This is a genomic window from Bradyrhizobium tropiciagri (assembly GCF_018130505.1).
Classification (GTDB): domain Bacteria; phylum Pseudomonadota; class Alphaproteobacteria; order Rhizobiales; family Xanthobacteraceae; genus Bradyrhizobium; species Bradyrhizobium tropiciagri_B.
This window is the reverse complement of sequence record NZ_JAFCKH010000001.1, coordinates 702,530-720,345: the sequence shown is the minus strand read 5'-3', so window position 1 is coordinate 720,345 and position 17,816 is coordinate 702,530. Positions and strand designations below refer to the sequence as shown.

16 protein-coding genes are annotated in these 17,816 nt (G+C 65.4%); 12 read left to right on the top strand and 4 right to left on the bottom strand.

Annotated features, from left to right (window positions below; all coding sequences use genetic code 11):
- The 11 genes from JQ633_RS03265 (at position 1) to JQ633_RS03215 (ending at position 10,825) form a co-directional block, all read left to right on the top strand.
- Positions 1 to 2,256: a xanthine dehydrogenase family protein molybdopterin-binding subunit gene (locus JQ633_RS03265; RefSeq protein ID WP_211982291.1), complete on the top strand. Its 2,256-nt coding sequence runs from the start codon at positions 1 to 3 to the stop codon at positions 2,254 to 2,256.
- A 10-nt stretch (positions 2,257 to 2,266) separates the two neighbouring features.
- Positions 2,267 to 2,911 carry a hypothetical protein gene (locus JQ633_RS03260; RefSeq protein ID WP_211982290.1) on the top strand — a complete coding sequence of 215 codons (645 nt, stop codon included), beginning with the start codon at positions 2,267 to 2,269 and terminating at the stop codon, positions 2,909 to 2,911.
- Positions 2,912 to 3,182: 271 nt separating this feature from the next.
- On the top strand, positions 3,183 to 4,826 hold the full coding sequence (gene ccoN, locus JQ633_RS03255; protein WP_211982781.1) for a cytochrome-c oxidase, cbb3-type subunit I: 1,644 nt from the start codon (positions 3,183 to 3,185) through the stop codon (positions 4,824 to 4,826).
- Positions 4,827 to 4,832: 6 nt separating this feature from the next.
- Positions 4,833 to 5,576 carry a cytochrome-c oxidase, cbb3-type subunit II gene (gene ccoO, locus JQ633_RS03250; protein WP_211982288.1) on the top strand — a complete coding sequence of 248 codons (744 nt, stop codon included), beginning with the start codon at positions 4,833 to 4,835 and terminating at the stop codon, positions 5,574 to 5,576.
- A complete protein-coding gene (locus JQ633_RS03245; RefSeq protein ID WP_211982286.1) occupies positions 5,573 to 5,743 on the top strand; it encodes a cbb3-type cytochrome c oxidase subunit 3 in 171 nt (56 codons plus the stop codon). The genes ccoO and JQ633_RS03245 overlap by 4 nt, the downstream gene beginning before the upstream one ends.
- Positions 5,734 to 6,612, top strand: a complete 879-nt coding sequence (gene ccoP / locus JQ633_RS03240; RefSeq protein WP_211982284.1) for a cytochrome-c oxidase, cbb3-type subunit III — start codon at positions 5,734 to 5,736, stop codon at positions 6,610 to 6,612. Before JQ633_RS03245 ends, ccoP begins: the two co-directional genes overlap by 10 nt.
- Positions 6,609 to 6,863 carry a hypothetical protein gene (locus JQ633_RS03235; RefSeq protein WP_249158709.1) on the top strand — a complete coding sequence of 85 codons (255 nt, stop codon included), beginning with the start codon at positions 6,609 to 6,611 and terminating at the stop codon, positions 6,861 to 6,863. Before ccoP ends, JQ633_RS03235 begins: the two co-directional genes overlap by 4 nt.
- A gap of 4 nt (positions 6,864 to 6,867) precedes the next feature.
- The gene (locus JQ633_RS03230; RefSeq protein WP_211982282.1) at positions 6,868 to 7,662 is read left to right on the top strand and encodes a DUF2189 domain-containing protein; all 795 of its coding nucleotides are present in this window, start codon (positions 6,868 to 6,870) and stop codon (positions 7,660 to 7,662) included.
- Positions 7,663 to 7,695: 33 nt separating this feature from the next.
- Positions 7,696 to 9,951 carry a heavy metal translocating P-type ATPase gene (locus JQ633_RS03225; protein ID WP_211982280.1) on the top strand — a complete coding sequence of 752 codons (2,256 nt, stop codon included), beginning with the start codon at positions 7,696 to 7,698 and terminating at the stop codon, positions 9,949 to 9,951.
- On the top strand, positions 9,948 to 10,142 hold the full coding sequence (gene ccoS / locus JQ633_RS03220) for a cbb3-type cytochrome oxidase assembly protein CcoS (protein ID WP_211982278.1): 195 nt from the start codon (positions 9,948 to 9,950) through the stop codon (positions 10,140 to 10,142). Before JQ633_RS03225 ends, ccoS begins: the two co-directional genes overlap by 4 nt.
- Before the next feature lie 176 nt (positions 10,143 to 10,318).
- On the top strand, positions 10,319 to 10,825 hold the full coding sequence (locus tag JQ633_RS03215) for a Spy/CpxP family protein refolding chaperone (protein WP_211982276.1): 507 nt from the start codon (positions 10,319 to 10,321) through the stop codon (positions 10,823 to 10,825).
- A gap of 168 nt (positions 10,826 to 10,993) precedes the next feature.
- Here the strand turns inward: JQ633_RS03215 and JQ633_RS03210 are convergent, their stop codons facing one another.
- Positions 10,994 to 12,241, bottom strand: a complete 1,248-nt coding sequence (locus JQ633_RS03210) for an OpgC domain-containing protein (RefSeq protein WP_211982274.1) — start codon at positions 12,239 to 12,241, stop codon at positions 10,994 to 10,996.
- Between the two features lie 120 nt (positions 12,242 to 12,361).
- Positions 12,362 to 12,550 carry a hypothetical protein gene (locus JQ633_RS03205; protein ID WP_211982841.1) on the bottom strand — a complete coding sequence of 63 codons (189 nt, stop codon included), beginning with the start codon at positions 12,548 to 12,550 and terminating at the stop codon, positions 12,362 to 12,364.
- Between the two features lie 533 nt (positions 12,551 to 13,083).
- Here JQ633_RS03205 and JQ633_RS03200 point away from each other — a divergent pair.
- Entirely contained in the window at positions 13,084 to 14,061 is a 978-nt protein-coding gene (locus JQ633_RS03200) for a helix-turn-helix domain-containing protein (protein WP_211982272.1), read from the top strand.
- 21 nt (positions 14,062 to 14,082) lie between these two features.
- On the opposite strand, the gene JQ633_RS03195 is transcribed toward JQ633_RS03200, so the two are convergent.
- A complete protein-coding gene (locus JQ633_RS03195) occupies positions 14,083 to 15,075 on the bottom strand; it encodes a LysR family transcriptional regulator (RefSeq protein WP_211982270.1) in 993 nt (330 codons plus the stop codon).
- A 675-nt stretch (positions 15,076 to 15,750) separates the two neighbouring features.
- Positions 15,751 to 17,313, bottom strand: a complete 1,563-nt coding sequence (locus JQ633_RS03190; protein WP_211982268.1) for a 2-isopropylmalate synthase — start codon at positions 17,311 to 17,313, stop codon at positions 15,751 to 15,753.
- Positions 17,314 to 17,816 lie beyond the last annotated feature (503 nt).

The window sequence follows — 17,816 nt, the reverse complement described above, 5'->3', positions numbered from 1 at the left end:
ATGGGCGAGATGCAGAGACTGTCCCGTCGCGCTTTCGTCATCGGCTCTGCTGCCTTTGCCGGCGGCATCGCCTTCGGCTCCTACAGCGATGCCAAGGAGGCAGCTGCAAGCGCTGGCGCCAACCCGCTGAGCGCGGGCCTTGGGCCGAACTCCGCGAGCTTCAATCCCTGGGTCGAGATCAGCCCGGACAAGATCACGCTGATCGCGCAGCACGCCGACATCGGTCAGGGCGTTGGCTCGGTGCAGCCAATCCTGATTGCCGAGGAGATGGATCTTGATCCCGGCCAGTTCGAGGTCCGGTTCGCGGGGCCCAGCCCCGCCTACTTCAATACCGGATTCGCCGATGAGTTCGCGCCGTTCCTGGCCGCGGACCAGAGCCCGGCGGCCGAGGCCGCACGCGCCGCCGTGCTCGAGAATCTCAGAAAGTCCGGCCTGCAGATGACCGGCGGATCGAGCACGATCCCGGACACCTATGAGAAGCTGCGCGTCGCCGGCGCGGTCGCACGCGAGACGCTGAAGGCCGCGGCCGCCAAACGCTCCGGCGTTGCGGTGGCGGAGCTTCGTACCAAATCCGGCCATGTGATCCTGCCCGACGGCAGCAAGATCGCCTACGTCGCGCTCGCGGCGGACGCCGCGAAGATCGCGCCGGTGCTCGATGTGAAGCCGCGCGATCCGTCGACATGGCGAATGATCGGCAAGCCGATGACGCGCCTCGACATCCGGCCGAAGGTGATGGGCGAGCTGAAGTTCGGCATCGATATGAAAATGGACGGCATGCTGTATGCGTCCGTCAAGCTGAACCCGGGCAAGGGCCAGCCGCTGAAGTCGTATGACGCGCGCAAGGCGCAGTCGATGCCGGGGGTCAAGAAGGTCCTCGAAATCAAGAATGGCGTCGCGGTGGTCGCGACCAACAGCTGGTACGCGATGCAGGCAGTCGCGGCCGTTGAATGCGAATGGGCGCCCTCGGCCTATCCCGCGGAGCAGGCCGACCACTGGAAGGTTCTGGAAGCCTCGTTCAAGCCGGAGTTCTTGGGCAAGGAGTGGCGCAAGATCGGCGATGTCGAGACCGGCCTGAAGAGCGGCACGCTGGTGGAGGCGGAGTATCGCGCGCCCTACCTGGCGCATGCGCCGCTGGAGCCGCTCAACGGCATCGGCATCGTCACCGACGCCGGGATGGAAATCTGGGTCGGCCATCAGAGCCCGCAGTTCGTGCAGTCGACCGCGGCGGCGGCGATCGGACTCAAGCCGGAGCAGGTCACCTTCCACAATCAATGGACCGGTGGAAGTTTCGGCCACCGTCTCGAATACGAGAACGTGCGTGTGCTGGCCGAAATCGCCAACCAGATGCGCGGGACGCCGATCAAGCTGGTGTTCTCGCGCGAGGAAGATTTCATCCAGGACATTCCGCGGCAGATTTCGGTCGCCCGGCACCGGGGCAGCGTCGACAAAGGCAAGATCGTTGCGGCCGACCTCCAACTGGCATCGACAGCGCCGCTGAAGGGGCTGCTCGAGCGCTCGGGCATTCCCTCGAAGGATCCCGACGCGCAACTGGCCTCAGGCCTCTGGAATGTCTACTACGACATCCCGAATTTCCGGGCCACGACCTATGAGGCGCAGGGGCTGTCGCCCTGCACCACCTGGCGCTCGGTCGGCGCCTCGACCGCCGGCTTCTTCACCGAAAGCTTCATCGACGAACTGCTGCATGCGGCGGGTGTCGATCCCATGAAGGGGCGCATCGAGATGTGCGCGGTCCCGACCTACCGCAAATTGCTCGAAACCCTCGCGGAGATGTCGGACTGGAAGGGACCGCTCGGCAACGGCAAGGGGCGCGGCGTCGCGTTCGTCGAGGCGTTCGGGACCCCGACCGCCGAAGTCGTCGAGGTGACCGCGACCGACCGCGGCATCAGGATCGACAAGGTCTGGGTCGCGGTCGATGTCGGCAAGGTGGTCGATCCCGTCAATTTCGAGAACCAGGTGCAGGGCGGGGTCATCTGGGGGCTCGGCCACGCCATCAATTGCGAGATCACCTACGCCAAGGGCGGCGCGCAGCAGACCAACTACAACCACCACGAGGCGATGCGGATCTACCAATGCCCGGTCATCGAGGTGCGCGGGCTGGAGAATGATCCGAAGGTGAGAGGCGTCGGCGAGCCGCCGGTTCCTCCGGCGGCGCCTGCGCTGGCCAACGCGATCTTCGCGGCGACCGGCAAGCGGATCCGCGAAATGCCCTTCAACAAATTCATCGATTTCGTCTGAGGGGCAAGCCATGAACCGAGCACTGATCGCGATCGCGTTCGCCGCGGCGTCGCTTGTGACCCTCACCGGGATCGTGGTCGCCAAGGACGACGCCGCCAAAGAGGCCGCGAAAGATGCGCTGCCGGCGGGCAGCGTCAGCCGCGCCGATGGGCTGGAGGCCTGGAAGCGGATCGAAGCCGTGGTGACGCATCCGCGCTGCGCCAACTGCCATGTCGATGCCCGGGCGATCCCGATGTGGACGCCGGCCGGCGAAACCAAGCCGCGCGTGCACGGCATGAACATCCATGGCGGCGAGAGCCGGATCGGCGCCGAGACCATCGCTTGCTCGACCTGCCACATGACCTCCACGCTGCCAAACGATCCGGCGCCGGCGCCGCTGCGCGCCGGCATCGACTGGCAGCTTGCCCCGGTCGAGTTCATCTGGTTCGGCAAGAGCGGCGCCGAGATCTGCGCGCAGCTGAAGGATCCCAAGCGCAATGGCGGCCGCGATGCCGTCGCCCTGCTCGAGCATCTGCGGCACGATGCATCGCTGGGCGGCTTCATTCCGCGCGGATGGGCCCCCGGCGCCGGCCGCAGCACGCCGCCCGGCACCTTCGAGGATCACGTCAAGGACATGGCGCTGTGGGGCGCGGCCGGACAGCCCTGTCCGAATTGACGGCGGCCCTCCCGCGCCGGCGGTGACGGCCCGCCTGCCCCACTTCGCCGATCTCCTCTGCGCAAATGATCCCGGCATCAGGCGGCCGGTTGGCCGCATACGCGCCGGCCGGGGCAACGCCCACCGGCGCGCGGAGGCCTGCGCTTTGATTTAGGTCAACAAGAGCAGCCTCGCGGATTGCTGAATTGGTCATGCGTTTGGCCACCCCGGCAGGGTCTCTGCTCCGGGAGACGGCAAGATGCGTCCGTTCCCGACCTTCTCGCAGGCTCCCATGATCGCCCAACTCACCCGAACCGAGCGCCAGAACGCAATCCTGATCTGCCTCGTGATCGCGGCCTGCGGATTTCTGCTTGCCGCGGCCGGCCGTGATGATCCGATCAGCATTCACGGTGCGCTGATCTTCGTTGCCTGCGCACTGATGATCTTTCGCATCGGCAAGGATTACTACGCCCCGGAGCCGTCGGACGAACGGTTCGCTCATTACTACGACGATCCCAGCAAGGCCGGCATCGTGCTGTCGATGGCTTGGGTCGTCGTCGGGCTCGCATTCGGCGACTGGGTGGCGTGGCAACTGGTCTATCCGGACCTGACCTTCGGCGGCGGCTGGTCGAGCTTCGGCCGGATCCGTCCGGTCCACACCACCGCCGTGATCTTCGGCTTCGGCGGCAACGCCCTGATCGCAACCTCGCTCTACGTGCTGCAGCGAACCACGCGGGCGCGGCTGCCCGACCAGCTCAGCCCGTGGTTCGTGCTGATGGGCTACAATTTGTTCTGCCTGCTCGCCGTCACCGGCTACATGCTGGGCATCACGCAATCCAAGGAATATGCCGAGCCGGAGTGGTACGCGGACCTCTGGCTGGTCGTCGTCTGGGTGGTGTATTTCCTGATCTATCTGCGCACGCTGGCGCGGCGCAAGGAGCCGCACATCTACGTCGCGAACTGGTACTTCATGGCCTTCATCCTGGTCGTGGCGATCCTGCACATCGTCAACAACCTCGCCGTTCCGGTCTCGCTCGGCAGTGCCAAGAGCTATTCCGCGTTCTCCGGCGTCCAGGACGCCATGACCCAGTGGTGGTACGGCCACAACGCGGTGGCGTTCTTCCTGACCGCCGGCTTCCTCGGCATGATGTACTACTTCCTGCCGGTGGTCGCGGGCCGGCCGATCTTCTCCTACCGCCTCTCGATCATCTCGTTCTGGGGCATCACCTTCTTCTACATGTGGGCGGGCTCGCATCACCTGCACTACACGGCGCTGCCGCAATGGGTGCAGACGCTCGGCATGACGTTCTCGCTGATGCTGCTGGTGCCGTCCTGGGCCTCCGCGGGCAACGCGCTGCTCACCCTCAACGGCGCGTGGCACAAGGTGCGCGACGACGCGACACTGCGCTTCATGATGGTCGCGGCGGTGTTCTACGGGCTCAGCACGTTCGAGGGATCGTTCATGGCGATCCGGTCGGTCAATTCGCTGTCGCACTACACCGACTGGACCGTCGGGCACGTGCACGCCGGCGCGCTGGGCTGGGTCGCGATGATCACCTTCGGCTCGATCTACGCCGTGGTGCCCTGGCTGTGGAAGCGCACCGGCATGTACTCGGCGCGGATGATCGAGGCGCATTTCTGGCTCGCGCTGGCAGGCACCGTGATCTACGTCTTCGCGATGTGGAATTCCGGCATCATCCAGGGGCTGATGTGGCGGACCTACAGCGACAGCGGCACGCTGGCCTATTCCTTCGTCGATTCCCTGATCGCGATGCGGCCCTATTACATCGCGCGCGCCTTCGGCGGACTATTGTTCCTGATCGGCGGCTGCATCGGCGCCTACAACATCTGGATGACGATCAGGGAGCCCCGCGAGGCGGAAGCGCGCGCCGGCGATCTGCCCGAGCCCAGGCTCGCGGCGCAGCCGGGGGAGTGAGCCGCCATGTCGATCTTCGGATTTCATTATCAGCTCGAACGCAAGGCGATCGGTCTCGTGCTCGGCATCGTGCTGGTCTCCAGCATCGGCGGCCTGGTCGAGATCGCGCCGCTGTTCACCATCCACCAGACCGTCGAGGACGCAAAGGACATGCGGCTCTACACGCCGCTCGAGCTCGCCGGTCGCAACATCTACATCCGCGAGGGCTGCTACGCCTGCCATTCGCAGATGATCCGGACCTTGCGCGACGAGGTCGACCGCTATGGCCCCTACTCGCTGGCGGTCGAATCCAAATACGACCACCCGATGCTGTGGGGCTCCAAGCGCACCGGCCCGGACCTGGCGCGGATCGGTGAAAAATACTCCGATCAGTGGCAGGTCGCCCATCTGATCAATCCGCGCGACGTGGTGCCGGTCTCGATCATGCCGGCCTATGACTGGCTGCTGTCGACCGACCTGCGCACCGACGACCTGTCCGCGCACCTCAAGGCGCAGCGTGCGGTCGGCGTGCCCTACACAGACGAGATGATCGCCAACGCCGCGCTCGACGCCTACGGCCAGGCCAATCCGGATTCACCGCGGGCCGAGGGCGTGACCAAGCGTTACGGCAAGGCGACCACGGTCCGCCCGTTCGACGGGCTGCCCGGCCGGCTCACCGAAATGGATGCGATGGTCGCCTATCTGCAGGTGCTCGGGCGCCTGACCGACGCGGCCCGCAAGCCGGTGGCACAGGCAGGAGCGGTGCAATGAACATCGAACACGACGTCCTGGTCGGCTTCTCCAAATCGTTCGGCCTGTTCTACCTGATCGCGCTGTCGGTTGCGGTCCTGATCTATGCCTGCTGGCCGTCCAACAAGCAGCGCTTCGATCGCGCCGCGCAATCCATCCTCGACGACAGGGACAGGCCATGGCGGTAGAGGAACGCGACAACCACACCGGCTATCTGACCACCGGCCACGAATGGAACGGCATCAAGGAATTGAACACGCCGGTGCCGCGCGCGGTGTATTTCTTCCTGACCATCGCCGTCGCGTTCTCGATCGGCTACTGGATCCTGATGCCGGCATGGCCGCTGGGCGTGACCTACACCAGGGGGCTGCTCGGCATCGACCAGCGCAACGTCGTGGCGCAATCGCTGAAGGAAGCAGCCGCCGACCGCAATGTCTGGACAGCGAAGATCCAGAGCGAAAGCTATGCCGCGCTACTGGCCGATCCGAAAATGATGGCGATCGTGCGCGAGGTCGGCCGCCCGCTGTTCGGTGACAATTGCGCCGCCTGCCATGGCCGCGATGCCACCGGCGGCCCCGGCTTCCCGAACCTGACGACGACGTCGTTTCTATGGGGCGGCAAGCCGGATGACATCTTCAACACCATCCGCGTCGGCATCAACTCCGCGCACAAGGACACCCATGTGTCGCAGATGCCGGCGTTCGGCCGCGATGCGATGCTGCCGCGCGGCGACGTGCTGAAGGCGGCAACGTACGTCTATTCGCTCTCGAACCCCGGCGCGAAGAATCTCGATCCGGCCACGGTCGCGGCCGGCAAGAAGATCTTCGCCGACAACTGCGTGGCGTGCCACGGCGACAATGCCAAGGGCAATCCCGAACTCGGCGCGCCCGATTTGACCGACAGGTTCTGGATCTATGGCGGCAGCCTCGATGCCATCGACACCTCGGTGTGGGGCGGCCGGCAGGGCCACATGCCGAGCTGGGAAGGCCGCCTCTCCGAGCTCGACCGCAAGATCCTCACGCTCTATCTGCTCGACAAGCGGACGCAGACGCCATGAACGAGCTCGCCATGACCGGCAGGCCACCACGCAAGCGCGCTCTGACCCTGCTCTGGCTGCTTTTCGCCGCCGCCGTCGCGTTGGTCTTCGTCGCCGCCAACACCCACCTGATTTATGTCGCGGCCACGTCGCAGCCGACCTGCCTGGCACATGTCAAGCATGGCCAGGGCGATGCGGCGCGCGGGCAGTTCAGCGCCGCGGTGTCGTCATGCGCGCCGCCGACAGTCCCTCATTCCTCAGCAACGGATTAGCGCCATGCCGGTGATCCCTCCGCTCGCATCGCCTTTGCCGATCCCCAATCGCTGGGCGCGGCCACTGACGACCGACGCCCCCATGAAGTGGCTCGCCCAGGGCTGGCGGGATTTCATGACCCAGCCGGCGATGAGCCTCGCCTATGGCGCCCTGATCTTCCTCGTCTCCGCGTTCTTCGTCGGCGGCCTGATCGCGCTCGGCCGCGACTACATCCTGTTTCCGGCCTTCGCCGGCTTCATGGTGGTCGGCCCGATCCTCGCCATCGGCCTCTATGAAAAGAGCCGCCGCATCGAGGCCGGTCAGCCGCTGCACTGGGCCGATATCTTCTTCGTCAGGCCGCGCTCGGGCGGCCAGATCCTGTTTACCGGTGTGCTGCTCTGCCTGCTGATGATGGTGTGGATGCGCGCTGCCGTCATCATCTACGCGCTGTTTTTCGGCCTGGTGCCGTTCCCCGGCCTCGCCCGGGTTGCGCCGATGCTGTTCATGACGCAGACCGGCTGGGCGATGCTGGTGGTCGGCACCGCGGTCGGCGGATTGTTCGCGGCGTTCTCGTTTGCGATCAGCGTGTTTTCGATTCCGATGCTGCTCGACGAGGACACCGACGCGCTCACCGCGATGGCGAGCAGCATGGCGCTGGTCTGGACCAATCTGCGTGTCCTCTTGATCTGGGCGGTGATCGTGCTGGGACTGTTCCTGGTGAGCCTTGCGACCGGCATGCTCGGGCTGATCGTGATCTACCCGCTGCTCGGGCATGCCACCTGGCACGCCTATCGCGCCATGCAGCCGGCTGCCACGTAAAGCGGCGGCGCGGTTGCTAGATGGAGCCGAGCGATGAGTTGCTGCGCGCCGGGCGCCGAACTTTGCCTCGTCGAAGCGACAAGCTCGAACGAAGAGTTGCTGCTCGCGAGCCGCACGCTGCGCGACGGGCTGCGCCAGACCGATCTCTCGGTGCCCGACATGCACTGCGGCGCCTGCCTGCAGAAAATAGAGGCCACGCTCGGCGGGCTCGACGGCGTCGCCTTCGCGCGCGCCAATCTGTCGGCCCGGCGCGTGTCCGTGCAGTGGACCGGCGACAACCCGCCGCCGCTGATCGCGGCGTTGCAGCAGATCGGCTACCAGGTGCATCTCGACGAGGCCACCGCCGACCGCAACGACCCGCAGCTGACGCGACTGCTGCTGGCGCTCGCGGTCGCGGGATTTGCCTCCAGCAACATCATGCTGCTGTCGGCGTCGGTCTGGTCGGGCGCGGAGGCAGAGACGCGCGACCTGTTTCACTGGATCTCGGCCGCGATCGCGCTGCCGACGCTGGCCTATGCGGGCCGACTGTTCTTTGGCCCGGCGTGGCGCAGCCTGCGCCATGGCCGCACCAACATGGACGTCCCGATCTCGATCGGCGTGCTGCTGGCGTTCGGCATGAGCCTCTATGAAACGACGCAGCACGGCCCGCACGCCTATTTCGATGCGTCGGTATCGCTGCTGTTCTTCCTCTTGATCGGCCGCACGCTCGACCATGTGATGCGCGCGCGGGCGCGGCAGGCGGTTGAGGGACTGGCACGGCTCTCCGCCCGCGGCGCGCTGGTGCAGCGGCCGGACGGCACACAGATCTATCTTCCGGTCGATGAGATCGAGCCCGGCATGACGATCCTGCTCGCGGCGGGAGAGCGCGTGCCGGTGGATTGCCGCGTCGCCAAAGGACATTCCGCCATCGATCGTTCGTTGGTCTCGGGTGAAAGCGTGCCGCAGTCCGCGGCCGAGGGGTCGCTGCTGCAGGCCGGCACCCTCAACCTCACCGCCCCGCTCACCATCGTCGCTACGGCAGCGGCGAAGGACTCCTTCCTCGCCGAAATGATGCGGATGATGGCGGCGGCCGAAGCCGGCCGTTCGGCCTACCGCCGCATCACCGACCGCGCGGCACGGCTTTACGCGCCGGTGGTGCATGTCACTGCGTTCCTGACCTGCATCGGCTGGATGATGGCGACCGGCGATGCGCACCGCGCCATCACCATCGCGATCGCCGTCCTCATCATCACCTGTCCCTGTGCGCTCGGGCTTGCCGTGCCGATGGTCCATGTCGTCGCCGCCAGGCGCCTGTTCGAGAGCGGCATCATGATCAAGGACGGCGGCGCACTGGAGCGGCTCGCCGATGTCGATACCGTTGTGCTCGACAAGACCGGCACGCTGACGGCCGGCCGGCCGCGCCTCACCATCGCGGGCGAGACCAGCGCCGGCGCACGCGCGCTGGCCGCCGCGATCGCCGCGCATTCGCGGCACCCCTATTCCGAAGCGCTGGCAGCGCCCGGCGGGACGCGTCCGGCGATCACGCTGGATGACGTGATCGAAGTGCCGGGTGCCGGCCTCGAAGCCCGGTCAGGCGAAAACAGCTATCGGCTCGGACGACCGGACTGGGCCACGGGCGCCCCGCCCGCGGCGCATCCCGATGCTGCCGTCGTGTTGTCACGCAACGGCGATTGCCTTGCCGCCTTCCGCCTCGACGATCAGCTGCGCAGCGGCACGCGGGAGGCCATCGTCGCGCTGACGGCATCCGGCCTCACCGTCGAGATCCTGTCGGGCGACAATGCAACGCGCGTCGGCGACATCGCCGCGCGCCTCGGCGTGAGCTTCATCGCCAATGCGCGGCCTGCCGACAAGGTCGCGCGGATCGCCGCGCTGCGGCAGGCCGGACGCAAGGTGCTGATGGTCGGCGACGGGTTGAACGATACGCCGGCGCTGATCGCCGCCGATGCCTCGATGGCGCCGGCGTCCGCCGCCGATATCGGCCGCACGGCCGCCGATCTGGTGTTCGTGCGCGAAGACCTTCAGGCGGTGCCCCGCGCGATCGCCGTCGCGCGCCGGGCCGCAAGACTGGTCCGGCAGAATTTCGGGCTCGCGATTGCCTACAATGTAGTGGCGATCCCGGTTGCGATTTCCGGTCAGGTCACGCCGCTGCTGGCGGCGGTTGCCATGTCGCTGTCGTCGCTCGTCGTGATCGCCAACGCACTGCGCTTCGGCGATAGCCCGTGGGCCAGACCGCACGCAGCGCGTCCCGCCGGGCGCACGGCACCTCTCACGCCGGGATTGGCGCCATGATTGATTTCTTCTTCCTGGTTCCGATTGCGATCGGCATGGGGCTGGCCGGCCTCGCCTCGTTCATGTGGACGCTGAAGAGCGGGCAATATGACGATCTCGAAGGCGCGGCCCAGCGCATTCTGTTCGATGGCAATGAAGGACCTGTGCTGGAAGAGAAACGTCCGACGCCCCCCACAGGTATCAAGACGTAAGGCGCATTCCGGATTTGCCGATTTGTGACGCCTGTATGTCTGCGTTTTCCGCGTCAGCGAATCGATACGCTCGATTTTTCGCGGAGCCGCGTTGTTTCTTGACCTAGATCAACGTGACGCTGACGCGGGCGCGACATCTGCCCGGGGGCACACGAAACGAAACCAAGGAGCTAGCGATGACAAGAACAGCAGCCGCTGTCGCGGTGGCAATTCTCTTGGCCACGACGCCTTTCGCCTACGCTGCAGAGACGTCTTCCACCGTCGGGATGCGCCACACCAGCGCCGAGGATCTGAAGAGCCTGACCGATATGCGTGTCGGCATCGTCAAGGCCGCCCTGCAATTGACGGCCGAACAGGAAAAATACTGGCCTGCACTGGAAGAGGCAATGCGCGCCAGAGCCGGCAACCGGCAAGCCCGGCTGGAGCAAGTGGCCGCGCTGCAAGGCAACGACACGACCGCTGCCGCAGGCCAAAGCAATCCGGTCGAGTTCATGCAGCGTCGAGCCGACATGCTCATTCAGCGCGGAACCGATCTGAAGAAGGTGGCGGACGCCTGGGCGCCTCTCTACAAGACGCTCACCGATGATCAGAAGCGGAGGATGGCTTTCGTGTCGTTCGTCGCCTTGCGCGGAATGCGCGATGCGATCGATCACATGGCCGACTCCGAGGAGGATGACAATTAGAGACCAGCTACTACGACCGCTACGGCAGCTATACCTGCCCCGGTGAGTATCCCTATTGCTACTGACGGAATTGCCTGCGTGCGGACGGCGACAAGCTGAGCTTCCGCCGTCCGCCCGGCAACCGGCTCGGGCCGCCACGCTAGCGCTTGGGACCTTCGAGAATCATTGTCAGAGGCATGGCATTGCAGGGAAACGCGGATCGATCCTGCCCGAATTGACACTCTCGTTGTCGCCGTAGCGAGGAATTGCCGGACCGACCTTCCCGGCCGACGGCGTCTCCTTCGGGGCGCGCTCACTTTTGCCGCCAACCGCGCCAAGCAGCGTCGCGACGACGATCATCACCAGGATTCCGGCAAGGCTCAGCGCGAGCTGCATCACGAGCCGATCCGAGAGGTCGAGCAGCGTCAGCTCGCAGACGAGCGCCAGCAGGACACCGAGGCAGTAGATCGGCAGTGAATTGGCGCCACAGCTCCTCGCACAGCGAAGCACGGGCGACGACAGCCCTCGCCAATCCCTGGGAACGAGCCGTACCGCCACGATTGCCAGCGCCAGGAAGTGCAGCAGCCGCAACGGGCTGAGATTCGATTTGTCCAATGGAAACAGCCGGTCTGTGATGGCGTGCGGCACCAGAGGCGTGATGCTCCAGCTCAATGCCAGAACCAGGCTGAAGGCCAGATAGAGAACGGCAAGAACAAGCACTGCGCGCGAGGTGATCCACGGTCGTACGCGATCGCCCGAGATCACCCACCACGCCCCGATCACGAACAGCACCTGCCAGGCCAGCGGATTGAAGTACCAGGTGCCGTTCGGCCAGGCCGGAACGCCCCAGCCGAAGACGTGCACCAGCGCATAGAGCAGCAGCGAGACGCCGAGCGTCAGGTTTGGCGCCCGCAGCAGCAGCCAGAGCAGCGGCGCGAACAACACGTGACCGAGCACGAAGACCGGCAGGATGTCGGTGTTGACAGGTCGATATTGCAGCATCGCCGCATGCGCGAACGTCGCGCCCGGTTGCTCGAACAGAATCCGCGTGTTGCTGTCGTCGGCGAGATCCTCGCTGCCCGAGAAGTAGACGAGGACGGCGCAGGCCAGCGTGAGCAGCAGGAACGCGGCATAGATGCTCCATCCCCGCCGCAACGATCGCCCGACCACGCCGTGCCAGCCCTCGCGCTGGCGCGCACTGCCGTACGCCAGTGCGCAGGTCACGCCCGAGATCAGCATGAATATCTCGGCGGCGTCGCAGAAGCCGTAATTGCGTGGCGTCAGCCAGCTGCCGACGTTGTTGGGAACATGATCGAGGAATATCCACCACAGCGCGATGCCGCGGCAGACATCGAGACGAAGGTCGCGGCCGGTCCCGCTGAACTCCGGCGAGGCTTCGCCGGCCAATCGCTTCGCGCTGGGCGTCCGATCATGCATCTGCCGACCTGTCCGCGTGCCTGCGTGCCTTGGTCGGGCGGGCCTCGATGAGACGCCCGGATGCGCCGTCACCTGCGTGCCGAGCGGATCGCCGACCAAGACGATGCGGTTGGATTCCACCTACCCGGTGGCCAGGAGTTCGTTCGTCGTCCGACTGTCCGCCTGATCGGCGGCGTCGGAAGCATCGCCGTCCTCCCGCGGCGTCTGCAGGATGTCTTCGCTGCCGACAGGTATCAGAAGCGCCTTGCGCATCTCGGCGAGGCGAGCCCGGCAGAACTCCCGGTACAGTATGTCTATGATGGTGGGCATGATCGAACCCTCACTTGATCATCACCATTGACGCCATTGGTCATAAAAACTGATGATTTCAACCGGCGGCAGGGCCGGGAATAAATGCATGTCTGGAAGTCTTCTAATTACGAGGCGGCGATGCGACACGACATCGGTGTGCAGGAGCCAGCCTGATCGTCCAGAACAGTCCGTCGAGTTCGTTCACCCGCGAACCGCGTCGTGAAGCTGCATCTGTGCTTGCATTTCGCACCGGGCACCGCACTTGGACCCGATATCAGCAATTACAAATAGAGCCGTCACGACCATCTCCTCTTAAAGGAGATTTTTGGCACGACTTGCATAGTCAATATTAGGCGCATTTGCCGACCGGGCACGTGAACCAGCTCACATCAGCTCGATCACAGATGATTGAGAATATCAGACCAAAGGCGTAGCTTCTTGGACTCGTGCGCACATTGCCGGAGAGGCGGTGCGCGAATTGCAAATGCGGAGCAAGCAGCCATCCGTCGCAAGCGTTCATCCCGTTGTCCCGTCAAAGGCGGGAGGTCCCGATGCCAGCGCACGCAACCGATTTCGTATCGCATCGATTCTCGACGCGAGAACTCCCTGAACGAATGCGACTGCCGCAATGGCGCGAGAGCTTTGCACGAGGGATCGTCCACGCCGATATCGAGCCGCTGTCGAGTACGACGTTTCACGCCGATGCGAGGCTGCACGCGATGCATGGCTTGCGTACGCTCGCCCTGAAAGGCTCCGCCATGCGCTTCAAGCGCTTGCAGTCGAGCATCACCGACGGCGATGACTCGGTCGGATTCATCGTCTGCTCCCGCAGCCGAAGCGAGCTCTCGCAGCGCAGCCACGAGGTCGAGCTTCGTGGTGGCGACGCGATCGCAATCCTGCATTCAGAGCCCGCGATCCTCACCTATGCCGATGGCATGCTGCTGGGTCTGGCGCTGCCACGCGACGCCATGGCTGAGCGCGTGACCGACGTCGAGGCCCTCGCGATGCGGCCGATTGCGCGCAGCACGGAAGCGTTTCGACTGCTCAGGGCGTATCTGAGGTCGGCCTTCAAGGAGGGAGCCCTGGCCTCACCCAGGCTGCGCGGCATGGTCGTGGCGCACATCCATGATCTCGTGGCGCTCTCGATCGGCGAGGATGCGTCGCTGGGCGAAAGCACCGCAAGCGCAGTCATGGCGGCGCGGCACAGCGCCGTCCTCGCCTACATTGAGGCAAACTTTCAGGACCCGGGGCTCAGTGTCCAGACGGCGGCCCGTGGCCAGGGCATCTCGCCCCGCTACCTGCAACGCCTGATGGCGTCATCGGGATCGTCATTCACCGGGCATGTGAACGAGCTGCGTCTCCAGCAGGCGTTCAAGTTGCTGACCAGGCTCGACGCCGGCCCGCAGCGAATCTCCGACATCGCGCTCGAGGTCGGCTTTTCGGATGTTTCGCATTTCAATCGCCTGTTCCGAGCCCGCTTCGGCGACTCGCCGAGCGGCGTTCGTGGCACCGGAAAGGATCCGCTCTGAGAGCGACGTCGCCCGCTCGCGTCAGCCGGTCTTTCCGCCGGCCTTCTCGGCGCGCCCGGTTTCGATCGCGCATAGATGGTCGAGCATCAGCCGGCTGGTCGCGGACAGATGCGCGGAGTCGCGGACCACGATCTTGAGTTCGCGGCGGCCCCAGGCGTCGCGCAGCGGGATCGCGCGAAGCCCCATGCCGGCGCCGACCACCGCGAAGGCGCGGTCGGGGATCAGGCCGAGGCCCATATTGGCCTGCACCATGCGGCAGACCGCGTCGAAGCCGGGCACGTTGATGCGCAACCGCATCGGCTTGCCGGCCTGGGTCGCCGCATACTGACAGCGCAGATAGATCGAACTCGCGGTGTGCAGCCCGATGTGATCGTAGTCGAGCGTGTCGGTGAACAGGATGCGCTCATGGCCGGCCAGCGGATGGTCCGGCCGCATCACCACCACGAGATTGTCGTAGCGGTAGTGGAAGGCCTCGAGCGCGCGGCTGTCGGCCTCGGCCGAGCAGATGCCGATCTCCGCCGTGCCCTCCTCGATGCCGCGCACCACCTGCCCGCTCGGCCGCTCCTGCAGGTCGACGCGGAGCAGCTCATGTGCGGCAAAAAAGGCCGAGAGATCCTCTGGTAAATACTGCACGATCGCCGAGAGGTTGGCGAGCATGCGGACATGGCCGCGCACGCCCTGCGAATATTCCGACAGTTCGACCGCGATCTTCTCGACATTGAGCAGCGTGACGCGGGCGTGATGCAGCAGCGCCTCGCCGGCCGGCGTCAGCGCCATGCCCTTTGCCAGACGCTTGAACAGCGTGACGCCGAACGCGAGCTCGAAATCGTTCATTCGCTTCGAGACTGCCGAGGCGGCAATCCCCTCGCGCTGCGCGGCGCGGGTCAGGTTCTGCTCGTCGCAGATGGCGACGAACAGGCGAAGGGTCGTGAGATCGACACGGCGCGTCAGCGCGGTCTCGGCGCGCGTCGGGCCGCGCTGCGGAAGGTCGACGTCGATGGAGGCAAGCGACATGGTTGGCGTCCCCGGGGGCACGGACGTGCAAAGTTAGCGCCGGCTGGAGCGCAAAAAATCCCAATTGCAGGGCCGGCATGGCTGCCCTGTTGGGAAATGATTCCAATTTCGTCGCGAAAATGCGCGCCATATTCCAACGGGCGCCGGCCAGCCGCCGGTGCGCGAACACTCCCACAGGGTCGTCCCGGCGAAGGCCGGGACCCATAACCACCGGTTGTCATTGTTGCGCCACGCTGGAGCCACAGCTCGTCTCAACAACCAGACCCTGTGGTAATGGGTCCCGGCCTTCGCCGGACGACGCTGTGGGGATGGTGCCACAACATCGGGCCGTGCATTCATCGAGACGCGCTACGCGCCCCTCCAGCGACAAGGGCAAAGCCCTTGTCGGGGATGACGGGGCTACAACGGTACGCTCGAACAAAAACGCGGCCGCAGCCTACGCACGTTTCGCGCTCTCCATACCATCACCCTGAGGAGGCCGCGAAGCGGCCGTCTCGAAGGGCGAACGGCCCGGCTGCCTCGGCGAGTGGATCGCCGCTTGCTGAAGCAGCGGGGCCGTCGATCCTTCGAGGCTCGCTCCGCTCGCACCTCAGGATGACGGGTCTAGGTAGCGCGCTCGAACAAAAACGCGGCGCCGAGGCGCCGCGTTTGCTGTCACATCGATGCAGCCCACCGTCAGCTCGCGGCTGCCGCGGCCGGGACGTCGCGCTGGCGCTTCATCACGATCTTGTTCAGGGCGCCGAGATAAGCCTTTGCCGACGCCACCAGCGTATCCGGATCGGCGGCGCGGGCGGTCATCGAGCGACCCTCATGGGCGAGGCGCACCGAGACTTCGGCTTGCGCGTCGGTGCCTTCGGTCACCGCGTGCACCTGGTACAGCTCGAGCTTGGCCTCGTGCGGCACCAGGCGCTTGATGCAGTTGAAGACGGCGTCGACCGGACCGTTGCCCTCGGCTTCCTCGATCCTGATCTGGCCGTCGACGTCGAGCTTCATGGTGGCACGCTGCGGACCATGGGTGCCGGCGATCACGGTCAACGAGGCCAGCTTGATCCGGTCATGCGCGGCGGCCATCTCCTGATCGACCAGCGCCTCGATGTCCTCGTCGTAGATGTCCTTCTTGCGGTCGGCGAGCGCCTTCATCCGCGTGAACGCATCCTCCAGCTGGTTGGCGCCGAGCTTGTAGCCCATCTCCTCCAGCTTGTGGATGAAGGCATGGCGGCCGGAATGCTTGCCGAGCACCAGCGACGACTGCTTCAACCCGACCATCTCGGGCTTCATGATCTCGTAGGTCGAGGCGTCCTTCAGCACGCCGTCCTGATGGATGCCGCTCTCGTGGGCGAACGCGTTACGGCCGACGATCGCCTTGTTGTACTGCACCGGGAACGAGGTCGCGGCCGACACCACCTTCGAGGCGCGGGTCAGCTGGGTGGTGTCGATCTTGTTCCAGTAGGGAAACTTGTCGTTGCGCACGTTGATCGCCATCACGATCTCTTCCAGCGCGGCGTTGCCGGCGCGCTCGCCGATGCCGTTGATGGTGCACTCGACCTGGCGCGCACCGCCCATGATGCCGGCCAGCGAGTTCGCTACCGCCATGCCGAGATCGTTATGACAGTGTACCGAGAAGATCGCCTTGTCGGAGTTCGGCACCCGCTCGATCAGCGTCCGCATGAAGTGGGTGTATTCCTCCGGCACGGTGTAGCCGACGGTGTCGGGGATGTTCACCGTGGTGGCGCCGGCCTTGATGACGGCTTCGACGATCCGGCACAGATAGTCCATCTCGCTGCGGGTGCCGTCCTCGGCCGACCATTCGACGTCGTCGATCTGGTTGCGGGCGCGGGCGACCATCGCGACCGAGGTCTCGATCACCTCCTCGGGGGTCTTGTTCAACTTCACCCGCATGTGCAGCGGCGAGGTCGCGATCACGGTGTGGACGCGGCCGCGCCGCGCGAACTTCACCGCCTCGGCGCAGCGGTCGATGTCGGCGGGGTGGGCGCGCGACAGGCCGGCGATCACGGAGTTCTTGGAGCGGCGGGCGATCTCGCTGACGGCCTGGAAATCACCTTCCGAGGTGATCGGGAAGCCGGCCTCGATGACGTCGACGCCCATGTCGTCGAGGAGCTCGGCGACCTCCAGCTTCTCCTCGAAGGTCATGGTGGCGCCGGGGCACTGCTCGCCGTCGCGCAAGGTGGTGTCGAAAATGATGACGCGGTCCTTATCGGACTTGTTCTGGGTGGCCATGTCGAAATTCCTTTGAAGCTTTGCGCCCGGTCGGTCGGTCCATAGGGGCGATGTCAGGGTCTGGTGATCTCGTCAAACCCCTGAGTGCCCAGGCGCAATTGCCCAGCCGGCCCTCAGGGGCAGGTAAGAAGCAGGCCGCCAATAAGGAGGGTGGGCGTTCCGGCCGGGATCGTGGCGGTAGCCAGAGCCACCTCCTCGAAAATCCCATCAATTTGGCCGCGAATCAGCATTGCCAGACCCTTTTGAGCGCCAAATCCTCGGGCAAAACCGTTGACGGTTGGTTGCCGAAAGGGCGCCGCGCCGGGTCGTTCTAGACGATTATGGCAAGCCGCCGCAATGGGGAAAGAGAGGCAGCAGGGTTGACCTAACGGTGGCAGCCCACCGCGACGGTATGGCGGTCGCCCACCCAGGGCGCGGCTGCGAGCCCTGAGGCAAGGGGCTCGCACGATTTCGGAATAATGGAAGAATACCGGTGAGTTGCCCGACGTGTCAAGTGGCCGTGT